The 13,696-nt window shown below is 72.1% G+C and carries 12 protein-coding genes; 7 read left to right on the forward strand and 5 right to left on the reverse strand.

Translation table 11 applies throughout. The features are described from left to right. Nucleotides 1–12: 12 nt before the first annotated feature. The 4 genes from lysA to CGL27_RS37670 form a co-directional block, all read right to left on the reverse strand. Entirely contained in the window at nt 13–1,368 is a 1,356-nt protein-coding gene (gene lysA / locus CGL27_RS37655; RefSeq protein WP_119992155.1) for a diaminopimelate decarboxylase, read from the reverse strand. Nucleotides 1,369–1,379: 11 nt separating this feature from the next. Then, on the reverse strand, nt 1,380–1,793 hold the full coding sequence (locus CGL27_RS37660) for an SAV_915 family protein (RefSeq protein WP_119992156.1): 414 nt from the start codon (nt 1,791–1,793) through the stop codon (nt 1,380–1,382). Between the two features lie 190 nt (nt 1,794–1,983). Further along, nucleotides 1,984–2,919 carry a polysaccharide deacetylase gene (locus CGL27_RS37665; RefSeq protein ID WP_119992157.1) on the reverse strand — a complete coding sequence of 312 codons (936 nt, stop codon included), beginning with the start codon at nt 2,917–2,919 and terminating at the stop codon, nt 1,984–1,986. A gap of 48 nt (nt 2,920–2,967) precedes the next feature. Next, complete coding sequence (locus tag CGL27_RS37670) at nt 2,968–3,873, reverse strand: MurR/RpiR family transcriptional regulator (protein WP_078640100.1); 906 nt, start codon at nt 3,871–3,873, stop codon at nt 2,968–2,970. A 121-nt stretch (nt 3,874–3,994) separates the two neighbouring features. Between CGL27_RS37670 and CGL27_RS37675 the strand changes: the two genes are divergently transcribed. The 7 genes from CGL27_RS37675 to CGL27_RS37705 all read left to right on the forward strand — a co-directional run bounded on the left by CGL27_RS37675 (nt 3,995) and on the right by CGL27_RS37705 (nt 13,079). After that, nucleotides 3,995–5,167 carry a C45 family peptidase gene (locus tag CGL27_RS37675; RefSeq protein WP_119992158.1) on the forward strand — a complete coding sequence of 391 codons (1,173 nt, stop codon included), beginning with the start codon at nt 3,995–3,997 and terminating at the stop codon, nt 5,165–5,167. 35 nt (nt 5,168–5,202) lie between these two features. Then, nucleotides 5,203–6,852: an ABC transporter substrate-binding protein gene (locus tag CGL27_RS37680; protein WP_119992159.1), complete on the forward strand. Its 1,650-nt coding sequence runs from the start codon at nt 5,203–5,205 to the stop codon at nt 6,850–6,852. 4 nt (nt 6,853–6,856) lie between these two features. Continuing rightward, nucleotides 6,857–7,831, forward strand: a complete 975-nt coding sequence (locus CGL27_RS37685; RefSeq protein WP_078640097.1) for an ABC transporter permease — start codon at nt 6,857–6,859, stop codon at nt 7,829–7,831. Next, complete coding sequence (locus CGL27_RS37690; RefSeq protein WP_107439008.1) at nt 7,828–8,679, forward strand: ABC transporter permease; 852 nt, start codon at nt 7,828–7,830, stop codon at nt 8,677–8,679. The genes CGL27_RS37685 and CGL27_RS37690 overlap by 4 nt, the downstream gene beginning before the upstream one ends. A gap of 6 nt (nt 8,680–8,685) precedes the next feature. Continuing rightward, complete coding sequence (locus CGL27_RS37695; protein ID WP_119992160.1) at nt 8,686–9,717, forward strand: ABC transporter ATP-binding protein; 1,032 nt, start codon at nt 8,686–8,688, stop codon at nt 9,715–9,717. Then, the gene (locus CGL27_RS37700; RefSeq protein WP_119992161.1) at nt 9,714–10,571 is read left to right on the forward strand and encodes an ATP-binding cassette domain-containing protein; all 858 of its coding nucleotides are present in this window, start codon (nt 9,714–9,716) and stop codon (nt 10,569–10,571) included. Before CGL27_RS37695 ends, CGL27_RS37700 begins: the two co-directional genes overlap by 4 nt. Before the next feature lie 183 nt (nt 10,572–10,754). After that, on the forward strand, nt 10,755–13,079 hold the full coding sequence (locus CGL27_RS37705; protein WP_240450776.1) for a glycoside hydrolase family 95-like protein: 2,325 nt from the start codon (nt 10,755–10,757) through the stop codon (nt 13,077–13,079). 72 nt (nt 13,080–13,151) lie between these two features. Here the strand turns inward: CGL27_RS37705 and CGL27_RS37710 are convergent, their stop codons facing one another. Further along, on the reverse strand, nt 13,152–13,592 hold the full coding sequence (locus CGL27_RS37710) for an ATP-binding protein (protein ID WP_119992163.1): 441 nt from the start codon (nt 13,590–13,592) through the stop codon (nt 13,152–13,154). Nucleotides 13,593–13,696 lie beyond the last annotated feature (104 nt).

The following is a 13,696-nucleotide window of genomic DNA, read 5'->3' on the forward strand; positions in this document are numbered from 1 at the left end:
CGACCGACGCCGCTACAGCCCGACGTCGCGGCTGCGGATGTCGTCCAGCGACTCGCGCCGTACCAGCAGCCGCGCCCTGCCGTCGGCCACGGCGACCACCGGCGGGCGGCCGACCAGGTTGTAGCCGGAGGCCATGGACAGGTGGTACGCGCCCGCCACCGGCACCGCGAGCAGGTCGCCGGGGCGGATGTCGCCGGGCAGCTCCGCCTCGCCGGCCAGCACGTCCCCGGCCTCGCAGTGGCGTCCGGCCACGGTGGCGGTGGCGAGCGGCGCCGTGGTGGCGCGGCCCACGAGCCGGGGCGCGTAGCGCACTCCGTACAGCGCCGGGCGGGGGTTGTCGCTCATCCCGCCGTCCACCGCGACGAAGGTACGGTGCCCGGTGAGCTTGACGGCCAGGACCCGGTACAGCGCGATCCCGGCCGGTCCCACGACGGCGCGGCCCGGTTCGATGATCAGCCGGGGCACGGGCAGCCCGGCCGCCGCGCAACTGTCGGCCAGTTCGGCGCGCACCCGGGGCCCGAGCGCGGCGATGTCCAGGGCGGGCTCGCCGGGGCGGTAGGCGATGCCGTACCCGCCGCCCAGATCCAGCTCGGGGAGGGTGGTCCCGTGCTGGTCCCGGACCCGGGCCAGCAGGCCGACCATGCGCCGTACGGCCGCCAGATAGGGCTTGGCGGAGGTGATCTGGGAGCCCAGATGGCAGTGGAGGCCGACCAGTTCCAGATGTGGCTGGTCGAGGATGCGGGCGATGGCGTGGTGTGCCGAGCCATCGGCCAGCGACAGGCCGAACTTCTGGTCGTCGGTGCCGGTACGGATCTTGGCGTGGCCGCCCGCGGCGATGCCCGGGGCGACCCGGACCATCACCTTCTGGCGGCCGCCCTCGGGCACCGCGACGGCCAGCCGGGCGATCTCCGAGGGGCTGTCGATGACGATGCGCCCGACGCCGAGGCGCAGGGCGGCCTGGAGGTCCTGCGGGCTCTTGGCGTTGCCGTGCAGCACGATGTGCTCGGGCGGGAAACCGGTGGTGACCGCGAGCTCCAGCTCGCCGGCCGAGCACACGTCCAGGCCCATGCCCTCTTCCGCCACCCAGTGCGCCATGGCGCGGCACAGGAACGCCTTGGCGGCGTAGAGGACGGCGGCCTCCGGGAAGGCGTCGTGGTAGGCGCGGCAGCGGGCCCGGACCTCGCCCTCGTCGAGGAGGTACACGGGGGTGCCGAAGCGGTCCGCGACCTCAGTGAGCGACACTCCGCCGACGGCCAGGTCCCCGTGGGCGAGCGGGGCGGTCGAGGCGGGCCAGACGGACAGCGCGCCGTCGAGGGGCGGAGTGTGCGGCGGGCGGGGCCCGGTGCTGGTGATCAGTGGCGTGACCATGGCGTCCTCCCTCAACCGAGCCATACGCCGAGGAACCCGACGAGGGCCGCGGCCCCCGCCACCCGCAGGGCGCCGACGGTCCGCGGGCGCCGTGCGAGCCTGGTGTCGTCGCGGCGCTCCGGCGCCGGCGGTGCGACATCGCGGACCGCGAGGCGCGGGTCCACGGTGAGCGAGGTGGCGCCGAGCGGTTCGGTGAGGGCGCGCAGCGCCGGTTCGCCGAGCCGGATCCACGGCTGCCGGGCGCCGAGGACGGCGGTCAGCTTGCGCCGGGTGGAGAAGCCGACAGCGGTACGGCCGCCATGGGGGGTACGGAAGATGCGCACGGCGCAGCCGGCGGGTCCCGGCCGGACGGGGACGTACAGGACGCGTCCGGCCGGGACGGGTTCGTCGGGCTCGGGGTCGTCTCCGTACAGACGGTTGGTCATGACGTGCCTCCAGGGGGAGCGGGGAAGGCACCGGACCGGACAGCGGACCGGGGCCCGGACAGGACGGTAAGTCCCGCGCCTTGCGGAGGGAGGCCGTCCCTGACGCGACGCTGACGCGAGGACGGGAAGTCTTGACGCGATGCTGGCGGCGGCCACCCGCGACGCGGCCGTGACCGCCCCCTCCTCATCGTCATGGCCCCATTGGCGGCGGCGAGGAGGAGCGCCAGGCGGCCCTCACCCGCTGCGGGTGGCCTTCCGGTTCCGGCCCCGGCCCCCTTTCCATACCGGCGGTCCGCCGCCAGTGCTCGGCCACCTGCGTTCCCGTGGCGAACCACACGTCGCCCAAGCGCCCGATGTGGTTCAGCAGGCGCTCCAGGGCGCGTACCCGCTGGGGTTTGCCGATGACCTGGGGGTGCGGCATCAGGACGTAGCACAGGCCCCAGCGGTGGTAGCCGTCGAACTCGCGGCGCCAGTTGTCGAAGGTGGCGAGGGTGCCGGCGATCCGGTCCAGGCCGGGTGGCTCGGGCGGGGATTCGTTGTAGACGAACTGCTGGTAGTCGTCCAGCTCCCAGTGGGCGGGGATCTCGATCAGGTCCGTGGTGCGGCCGTCGATCTCCCAGCGGTAGGGCCGGTCGTCGCCGCGCATGGAGCTGGAGTAGGAGAAGCCCAGCTCCTCCAGGAGCGACGGGGTGTCGGCGGCGATGTCGCCGCTGGGGCTGCGGAACCCCACCGCGCGTACCCCGGCCGTGCGTTCCAGTTGGTCCTGGCCGCGCTCGATGATGTCGCGCTGGGCCGCGCGGGGGTGGTCGAAGAAGGTCTCGTGCAGCCAGCCGTGATGGCCGATCTCATGACCGGAGGCGGCGATGTCCTTCACCTGGGCGGGCCGCTGTTCGACGATCTTGCCCGGGACGAAGAAGGTGGCCGGCAGCCCGCGGTCCTCCAGCAGATCCAGCAGGCGCGGGGTGCCCCTCCAGGGGCCGTAGGCACCGATGGAGAAGGCCCGCGCGTCGTCGCATCGCCCGGTGGCGCGGTCGTCGAGCCACAGGGTGGGGCCGTCCACGTCGAAGCCGAGCATGACGGCGCAGCGGGCCCCGTCCGGCCAGCCGGGCGGCGGTTCGCGGTGCATGGCGTCTTCCGATCCTCGACGGTCGCGGGGTCCGGCCCGGGCGGTCAGTCAGCTCTTGCGTGGCCGGGGCTCGGCCTGGTCGATCAACTGGCCGCGCAGCACGGTGAGTTGATGGGAGGCTTCGACGGCCCGGGGCTCGTCAAGTGAGGCGAGGGCCAGTACGAGGGTGTCCATGACGACGATGCCCGCCAGCGATTCGGCGGTGATGCCGGTGGGCGTGTGCGGGGCGCTGATCACCACATCGGCGTGGGTGGCCAGGGGGCCGGTGGGGACGTCGGTGACCAGTACGACGCCCGCGCCGACGGCCCGGGCCCGGTCGGTGAGCACGGTGAACTCCCGCAGCCGGCGGCCGGGATGGAGGATCACCACGGCGTCGCCGCGGCCGAGGCTCAGCAGTTCGTCGGCCATGGTGAAGCCGGTGGCGCCGATGAAGCGCGCTCGGCGGCCGGCCCGGCGCAGCTTCAGCACCAGATGCCGGGCGGCGAGTTCCGAGGCGCCGACGCCGTAGGCGACCACCTCGCGCGCGTCCGCCAGCATTTGCACCGCTTGCTTGAGCACATCCGTCTCCAGCAGGCGGCGGCACTGGTCGAGACGCTCCGCGGCCTCGTCGAAGACCCGGTCCTTGACCTGGTCCAGGTCGTGGCGGCCGACGCGGGCGATGCGCTGCTTGAGCCGCTCCTCGGGGGCGGTCGCGGAGGTGAAGCCGGCGGCCAGCTCCCGCTTGAGCGCGGGCAGGCCGGCGTAGCCGAGGCGCTGCAGGGCGCGGACGACGGTGGCGTTGCTGGTGCCGCTGGCCGCGCCCAGCTCCTGTGCGCTCGCGAAGAGCAGATTCTCCGGTGGGGCGCTCACCAGGTACTGGGCCACCACCCGCTCGGAAGCGGACAGCTCACCCCACATGTCCCGGACCGCGGAGGCCAGCCGTGTCGCCCCGGTAACGTTTTTCGGTTCGCTCATTACAGCTATTGACTTCCCTGTGACGGACATTACTATCTGGGCTCATCGTTCCAAGAGCGCTGATTTCTGAAACAAACATTACAGCCCCTCGTGGGTCCGGGCCTCAGAACACAGGAGTGCCATGACAGCCGCCACCCTCCCCATCGTCGAGATCTCCGGCCCGCCGGCCGAGCGCGGCCGCCAGTACGGCGAGGCGGCGCGCGGAAGAATCGGCGCGGCGCTCGCCTACTACGAGCAGGCGTTCGGCGAATCGTCGGGGCTGACCTGGGACCAGGTCACCGCACGCGCCGAGCGCTGGCTGGAGCCGGTGCGCGCGTACGCCCCCGAACTCGTCGAGGAGATGAGCGGGATCGCCGACGGGGCGGGGGTCGGGCTCCTGGACGTGCTCGCGCTGAACGCCCGCGGCGAGATCATCTACGACCAGACCTTCGCCCGGATGCGCGCCCGGACGGACGCCCCGGCGGACGTCACCGAGGACCGGGAGGTGACCGACGGCTGCACGTCCTTCGCCGTGCTGGGGGAGGCGAGCGGTGACGGCCATGTCTACTGCGGCCAGAACTGGGACTGGCGGGCGGGCGTCGCGGACACCGTCATGATGCTCCGGATCGTCCAGCCCCCGCACCCCACCGTGATCATGCAGGTGGAGGCCGGGCAGATCGGCCGCCAGGGCGCCAACTCCGCGGGCGTCGCCCTCAACGCCAACGGTCTCGGCGGCCGTTTCGACGACGCCGTCGGGCTGCCCCAGACCGTGATCCGCCGCCGCGTCCTGGACAGCGAGTCGATCAGCGAGGCGGTCGACGTGCTGTGCCGCACCCGCGGACACATCGCCAGCAACGCCCTGCTGACCTGCCGCGAAGGCTTCGCCCTCGACCTGGAGACCACTCCGGGCGCACACGGCTGGATGTATCCCACCGAGGGTCTGCTCGTCCACGGCAACCACTACCAGACCACCGTCCCCGTCCAGCTCGCGGCCCGCTACCGCCCCGAGTCCTCCGATTCGCTGATCCGGGTGCCCCGGGCCGAGGCCGGTCTGCGCCGGCTCCGCGAGGCCACCGAGCCGGACGAGTCCCGCAAGCTGATCCACCAGGCCATGTCCGACCACCTCGGCCACCCCGAGGGGCTGTGCACCCACCCCGACACCCGGCAGCCCGAGGTCAAGTGGTGGGCGACGCTGCTGTCCTCCTGCGTGGACCTGACCACCGGCGACTACCACGTGACCCCGGGCACTCCCTGCGACCACGAATACCAGCACCTGCCCTGGAACCTCTACGACGGTCCGCACGCCCCCAACTGACGCGTCTTCACGTCCGAACGACCAGAGAGCCTGCCATGAGAACCAAGCTCTGTACCACCGCAGTCGGCCTCGCGGGAGCCCTGCTGCTCACCGCCGGGTGCTCCGGGGCGACCTCCGGGTCCGGCGGCGCGACCGTGGATCCCGCCAAGCTCAAGCTCACCGACACCACCCCCGAGGCCACCGGCGCGGCCACCACGGTGAACTGGATCGTGGAACAGGAACCCGCCTCCCTGGACATGGACGCCCAGGGCGGCAGCAGCACCCGCACCGTGATGGCCAACATCTGCGAACGGCTGCTCCTGCTCCGGCCCGACATGACCACCACACCGCGGCTGGCGAAGAAGGCCGAGTACACGGGCGACAAGAAGCTCGTCCTCACCCTCCGCGACGACGTCACCTTCCACGACGGCGCCAAGATGACCGCCGACGACGTGGTGTGGAGCCTCAAGCGGCACGCCCGGCCGGAGATGAACGAGTCGGACGAGTACGAGGACGTCGACACGATCGCCAAGACCGGCCCGTCCGAGGTCACCGTCACCTTCAAGAAGCCGAGCGCCCTGTTCACCAAGGCCCTGGCCGGTGACGCCGGGATCATCATGGAACGCAAGGCGGTCGAGAAGCAGGGCGACGACTTCGGCACCCCCGGCCACCCCGACGCCTGCACCGGACCGTACCGGCTGAAGAGCTGGAACTCCGGCTCCTCCCTCACCATCGAGCGTTACGCGGACTACTGGGACAAGAGCGTCCGCCCGCTGACGAAGGAGGTCGTCTTCCGCTGGGCCTCCGGCAGCGCACTGGTCAACTCCGTCTCCACGGGCGCGGCGGACGGCGCCTATCTGACGGCCACCGGCCCGGCCGCCGTCCTGTCCAAGAAGAAGGGCATCCGCGCCTACTACGGCCAGAGCACCACCGCCTGGTCGCTCAGCCCCACCAAGAGCGGTGCGCTGAAGGACGCCCGGCTGCGCAAGGCGCTGTCGCTGGCCATGGACCGTAAGGGCATCGCCAAGTCCGGCTTCAACGGCCTCGCGGAGCCCTGGGCGACCCCCGTGGGCCCCGGGGCGTGGGGCTATGAGAAGGCCGCCTTCCAGAAGGCCCAGAAGGACCTGGAGCACAACGGCGCCTACACCGCCTCGCCGTCGTCGGACGACATCGCGCGGGCGAAGAAGCTGGTCGAGCAGGCCGGGGCGCCCGGCGAGCCGATCATCGTCTCCAGCGACGGCAGCGAGAGCCAGACCGTCATCACCAACGCGGTGCGCGGCGCGGCCCAGAAGATCGGGCTGAAGGTGACCGTCAAGACGATCGCCTCGAGCCGCTACGACGAGTTCTTCTCCGACCCGAAGTCCCGGGACGGCTTCGACCTGATCCCGGTCGACTGGTACATCTCCAAGGCCGACCCGGCGGGCTTCTACGACAACGGCATAACCGGCAACTCCAACAACTGGCTCGGCTACTCGGACAAGGGCTATGACGCCCTCGTCGGCAAGGCCCAGCAGACCATCGACGACCGTGAGCGCGCGGAGCTCGTCATCGACGCGCAGAAGAAGTTCGCCGACGACGCGGTGTGGATCCCGCTGGTGCAGGTGCCCTCGGTGATGGTGCTCGGCGACAAGTACACCGGCCCCCCGGCGTCCATGGTGTCGATGTACTACCCGTGGGCCGCCGACCTCGGCACGAAGAAGGGCTGACACCATGATCCGCGGACTGCCGCGGCGGATCGCCGGCCTGCTCGCCACGCTGCTCGCCGCCTCGTTCGTCATCTTCGCCGCCGTCTACGCGGCCCCCGGGGACCCCGCCGTCCTCCTCTCCGGCAGCCGACAGGAACTCACCCCGGAGAAGCTCGCGGCGGTCCGCGCGGAGCACCACCTCGACGATCCGCTCGTCGTCCAGTACGGCCGCTGGCTGTGGGACGGTCTCCAGGGTGACCTGGGCCGGTCGTTCCAGTACCGCGACCATGTGGCCGACCTGATCGGCGCCCGGCTGCCGACCACCCTGGAACTCGTCGCCTACGCCACGGTGTTCTTCGTGGTGCTGGGTGTCGGCTCCGGGGTGCTGGCGGCGCTGCGTCGCGGCTGGGTGGACTCGGCCGTCGTCGGCGGCACCACGCTCGCCGCCTCGGTCCCGGCCTTCGTCGCGGCCATCGCGCTGGTCTCCCTGTTCGGGGTGCGGCTGGGCTGGTTCCCGGTGACCGGCCAGGGCGAGGGGCTCACCGGCCGGCTGCACCATCTGACGCTGCCCGCCTTCGCACTGGCCCTGAGCGCGCTCGCCGTGATCAGCCGGGTCACCCGGCAGGCGATGGCCGAGGCGTACGCCTCCGACCATGTGGAGGCCGCCCGCGCCTCCGGACAGACGGAGCGCCAGATCGTCGTCCGCCATGTGCTGCGCAACGCGCTCGGCCCGATCGTCACCATGTGCGGGCTCGTCATGGCGGGCATGCTCGCCGGAACGGTGGTGGTCGAGACCGCCTTCGGCCTCAGCGGCGTCGGCTCACTGCTGGTGAGCGCCATCACCACCCACGACTTCCCGGTCACCCAGGCGGTGCTGCTGCTGATGGTCATCGGCTATGTCGTGGTGACCACCCTGGTCGACCTGGTCCATCCGCTGATCGACCCCCGGGTCGCGCCGGGCGGGACGCCGGGACGCAAGCCGGAAGGAAAGACCGCATGACGACGGTGACTGCCGGGGCCCTGATCCCGGTGCGGGTACGGACCCGACGGCCGATACAAGTGATGATCGCGGGCGGCTTCCTCGCCCTGGTCGTGCTGGCGGCGGTGTGCGCTCCCCTGATCGCCCCGCACGCGCCCGACGCGGTCGACCTGTCCGCCTCGCTCGCGGGGACCACCTCCGAGCATCCGCTGGGCACCGACGCCTCGGGACAGGACCTGCTCTCCCGGGTCCTGTACGGCGCCCGGTCCAGCCTGCTGGCACCCCTGGCCCTGCTCGCGCTGGCCGCGCTGCTCGGCGTCACCATAGGCACGGTGGCGGCGTGGCGCGGCGGCTGGGTGGACACCCTGCTCTCGCGGGTGACCGATGTGATGTACGCCTTCCCGGGCCTGCTCTTCGTCGTCCTGGTGATCGCGGTCTTCGGCGACGGCCTCACCACGTCGATCGTCGCCCTGGGTCTCGCCTACGCACCGACGATCGCGCGGTACACCCGCAGTCTCGCCCTCGCCGAGCGGTCTCAGCCGTATGTCGACGCCTACCGGGTCCAGGGCATGAGCGGGACCCGGATCTGCGTACGCCACCTCGTGCCCAATCTGGCCGGTGCGCTCGTCGGCTATCTCGTGGTGCTCTTCGGCGAGGGGCTGATGAGCCTGGCCACCCTCAGCTATCTGGGCTTCGGCGCCGGATCGCCCTCGATCGACTGGGGGCTGATGGTGCAGGAGGGGCAGGACGCCGTGGTGCAGGAGGCGCTGCTGCCGGCCCTCGTACCGGGCGCGGCCATCGCCGCCGTCGTGGTGGCCTTCAACATCGTCGGGGTCTGGGTCTCGGACCGGCTGGGCAAGGGGAGGTAGGCGGCCATGCTGCTGGACATCGAGGATCTCACCATCCGGCTGCCGGAAGGCGCCGCCGCCCGGCCCATGCTCGCCGAGGTGTCGCTGAGGGTCGGCAGGGGTGAAGTGGTCGGCCTGGTCGGCGAGTCCGGCTCCGGCAAGTCCACGACGGCCCGTGCGGTGCTGCGCATGCTCCCCGACGGGGCGCGGACCTCCGGCTCCGTACGGGTGGACGGCGAGGACGTGCTCGCCATGGACCCGGCCCGGCTGCGCCGGCACCGCTCCCGCACCGTCTCCATGATCTTCCAGGACCCGCGCTCGGCGATGAACCCGGTCCGCCGGATCGGCGACTTCCTCACCGACCCGCTCACCCGGGTCCTGGGCCTGACCCGCCGCGCCGCGGTGGCGAAGGCGACCGAGCTGCTGGCCTCGGTGGGCCTGCCCGACCCGGAGCGCCGGATGCGCCAGCGCCCGCATGAGCTGTCCGGCGGCATGCTGCAACGGGTCGTGATCGCCGCCGCCCTGTCCACCGGCCCCGACCTCCTCCTCGCCGACGAGGCGACGAGCGCGCTGGACGCGACCACCCAGGCGGAGGTCCTGGCCCTGCTGCGGGGCATCCAGGAGGAGCGGCGGCAGGACGGCAGCGGTCTCGGCACGCTCTTCATCACCCACGATCTGCCGCTCGCGGCGGCCTACTGCGACCGCGTGTACGTGATGTACGCGGGCCGCGTGGTGGAACACCAGCCCGCCCACGGGCTGTTCGCCGACCCCAGGCATCCCTACACCCGCGGCCTGCTGGAATGCTCGCCCACCCTGGAGGACGACCGCGAACCGCGCCCCATCCCCGGCCGCCCGCCGTCCCTGTCCGACGCCTTCACCGGCTGCCCCTTCCTCCCGCGCTGCGCACGGGCCGAGGCGGAGTGCGAGACCTGGGCGCCGGTGCCGGTCCCGTTCGGCGGCGGTGGCGGCGGCGGCGACGGACCGGAGGAGGGCGGCTCCGCGGACGGCGTCTCCGCGGCCTGCCGCCGACTGGAACTCGTATCGAGGAGCAGCACATGACCGAGCCCGCACTCGTCGTACAGGGGCTGCGCAAGAGCTATGCGCTCCCGGGCGGTGGCCGGACGACGGCCGTGGACGATGTGTCGTTCTCCGTGCCGGCCGGCGGCTCGCTGGGCATCGTCGGGGAGTCCGGCTCCGGCAAGACCACGGTGGCCCGGATCCTGGTCGACCTGGTGCGCCCCGACGCGGGGACGATCACGGTGAACGGGCGGGAGCGCACGCCCGGGCGGCGAAGCGGCCGGATGCCGCTCGGACCGGGCGCGCGCAGGGCGGCCCGGCTGGGCCGCGCCCGCGAGATCCAGATCGTCTTCCAGGACCCGTACGTATCGCTCGACCCGCGCCTGACCGCGCGTCAGTGCCTGCGCACCGCCCTGCGGCTGCACGGCCGGTACGAGGGGCGGGCCGCCACCGACCGGATCGCCGAGCTGCTCGACCAGGTGGGCCTGGGCAAGCGGGAGGGCGACGCCCGCCCGCGGGGCCTGTCGGGCGGGCAGCGCCAGCGGCTGGCCATCGCCCGCGCGCTCGCCGTGGAGCCGGAGGTGCTGGTCCTGGACGAGGCGGTGGCGGCGCTGGACGTGTCCATCCAGGCGCAGATCCTCCGGCTGCTCGCCGACATCCGCCGGGAGACCGGCGTGGCCCTGGTGTTCGTCAGCCATGACCTGGCCGTCGTACGCCACATCACGGACGACACGCTGGTGATGCGGCGCGGCCGTGCGGTCGAGACGGGCCCGACGGCCCGGGTGCTGGACACCCCGGCGGATCCGTACACCCGGCTCCTGCTGTCGTCGGTGCCGCACGACGGCTGGGATCCGGCGGAGACGGTACGGCTGCGGGCGGAACTCGCCGAGCTGTGACCGCGACCGCCGATGACGAGACATCGGCTCACTCTGGCCATCGGCGGCTCAATGTGAGGAGCTTATCCCGCCTCACCTGCGAATACGTGGCCTGCCGAATTTCCATACGTCGGAGGTATTCCCAGGTGCTCATGTGCCCTGCACCATTCCGGTAGTTCACCACCGGATATGGGAGGCACATACGTGACCGCGCCAACAGGGGACGGGATCTCTCGCAGAGGTGTGATCGGCACGGCCGCCGTGGTCGGCGCCGGAGGCTGGCTGGCCGGATCGGGCACCGCCTGGGCCGCTCCCCAGGTGTCCGGCGGAGCGGCGGCCCTGCCAGAACGCATGGTCAGGGCCGCCGCCCCGCGGTGGCGGCGGATGCCGGGCGACTGGAAGGACGGCCCCTTCCTGGCCAACGGCCTGCTCGGCGCGGTGGTGTACAAGGGCGAGACACCCAACTCCGTGAAGGTCATGCTCAGCCACACCCAGGTGCAGGACCAGCGCCCCCAGTGGCGCGCCCCGTACGGCTTCTCCCGGCTGCCCATCGGCCACTTCGACCTCACCCTCGCCGGAGAGGTGACCGGTGTCGACTGGACGCTCGACCTCTGGGACGCCGAGCTGCGCGGCACCGTCACCACCACCCGGGGCAGCGTCCGCTTCACGATGCTGGTGCACAACGCCCGTAGCGCGCTGCTGATCTCCACCCGGCCGAGCGCCGGTGAGGAGGCCGCGGCCTGGTCGTTCACCTGGATGCCCGCGGCCTCACCCCGGACCAAGGACAAGCCCGCCGACTACACGGGCAACCCCGACCCCCGCACCGGCTCCGCGGGCGACACCCACTATGTGGAGCAGCCGCTGATCGCGGGCGGCGGCTGGACCACCGCCTGGCGGGAACGGCGCGTGGGCACCGGCAGGCTGCTGGCCGCCCATATCGTCTACCGCCACCCCGAGGACCTGTCGCACACCACCCAACTGGCCGTCGCCGAGGTGGCCCGTACCCTGGCCACCGACCCCGACGACCTGGTGCGCTCCCACCGCGCCTGGTGGCACCGCTTCTACCAGCACAGCCTGGTCTCCGTACCCGACAAGCGGCTGCAGAGCTTCTACTGGATCCAGCTCTACAAGGTCGCCTGCGCCACCCGCGCCGACGGGCCCTCGATGTCCGAATGGGGACCCTGGTACCCGGAGACCGGCGGGAGTTGGACCGCGGTCTGGTGGAACCTCAACGTCCAGATCGCCACCTGGCTGGTCCAGGGCTCCAACCACCTCGAACTCGACTCCGTCACCTCCACCTTCGAGGAGTTCGAGAAGAATCTGCCGCTGTCCGTCCCGCCGGAGTACCGGGACGGCGACACCTACGCACTCGCTCACCCCTCCGACTGGCTGCTGCGCCCCGGCGACAAGACCGTCGGCATCCCCGGCACCGCCACCAAGACCGACAACAACGGCAATCTCATCTGGGCCATGCACAACGTCTGGCTCAGCTACCGCCACACCATGGACATCCGCATCGTGCGCGACGTCCTCTACCCGATCCTGGCCAAGGCGGTGAACTTCTACGACCACTTCCTCTACGAGGGCGGCGACGGGAAACTGCATCTGCCGCTGACCCGCTCACCGGAGTGGGCGGACGCCGAGGACTGCACCTACGACCTCTCCCTGCTCCGCTGGGGCTGCGCCACCCTCCTGGAATGCCTGCGCATCCTCCGCACCGACCACCCCCGCGCCCGGCGCTGGCGCGAGATCCTCGACCGCCTCGTGGCCTACCCCCGCGATGCCACCGGCATCATGATCGGCGCCGAGAAGCCGCTCACCGAGTCCCACCGCCACTTCTCCCATATGCTCTGGCTCTACCCGCTGCACGAGCTGGACTGGGACCGTCCGGCCGACCGGGACATCATGCGGACCACCTTCGACCACTGGGTCAAGGACCGCAGCCTGTGGGCCGGTTACAGCTACGCCGTCGCCTCCTCCATGGCCTCGCGCATGGAACGGCCCGAGGAGGCCCTGGACTTCCTCACCTTCCTCACCGACGGCAACCTGATCAAGAACGCCTGGATCACCCCGAACACCATGTACGTCGAGGGCGGCAACCTCGCCACCGAAAGCCCCCTGACGGCAGCCCAGTCGATCCTCGAGATGGCCGTCCAGAGCCACAACGGCGTGGTGCGGGTATTCCCGTCCGTCTCCCGTCGCTGGCCCGACCTCTCGGTCCAGTCCCTGCGCACCCAGGGCGCCTTCCTCGTGGACGCCGACCGCTCGGCCGGGCGTACCCGCTGGATCCGCGTCCACAGCGAGGCCGGTGCCCCGCTCGTCCTGCACCACGGCATCCCCGGCCCGATCGACGTCCGCGACCACCGCGGCCGCCCCCTCCGCTACCGCACGACCGGCCCCGGCCGCATCGAGATCCCCCTGGCCCGCGACGCGACGGCCCTCATCACCCCCCGGGGCCACCGCCCGGACCCGGCCCCGCGCGACGTCCCGGCCGTCGGCGACGCCAAGCCGTGGGGGCTGCCGGACTGAACCGTGGCCGCCCGAACAGGCGATGAGCGCACCCCTGCCGAGCAGGGGTGCGCCGTGCCTGTGACCCGCGCGTCAGCCGGTGCGGGAATCCAACTCCGCCCACACCGTCTTGCCCACCGGATGGTGCGGCTCGGTGCCCCATCGGTCGGCGAGCGCGTCCACCAGCAGCAGGCCGCGCCCGGTTTCACGGTCCGGGGGAGGAGCGGTCGGCTGGAGGGTGGGCTGCCGCTCGCCCCGTGTGTCGGTGACCTCGATGCGGAGGGTTTCCGTGGCGCCGTCGAGGACGAGGCCGAGCCGGAAGTCGCGGCCCGGTACGCGCCCGTGGAGTGCCGCGTTGGCGCTCAGCTCGGCGATGATCGCCATGGCGCGGTCGGCGACGCCGGGTGACACGGGCCAGACGCGGAGCTGCTCCACGGCGAGCAGCCGGGCCAGCCGGGCCCCGCGCCGCGTGGCGGACAGGCGTTGAGTAAAGGTCCAGTTCGTGGCGGGGAGTTGGGGTGTGCTTGCGTTCATGGCGCCACGGTGGCGGGTGTCCGGTGGCTGGCGCGAGTGGCGCGCCACGTACGCGGCGTCAGCGTACGGGCACCGTCAGTGGACAGTACCCCGGCGTTCCGTCA

The sequence above is a fragment of the Streptomyces sp. 11-1-2 genome (genome assembly GCF_003595545.1).
Taxonomy (GTDB): domain Bacteria; phylum Actinomycetota; class Actinomycetes; order Streptomycetales; family Streptomycetaceae; genus Streptomyces; species Streptomyces hygroscopicus_B.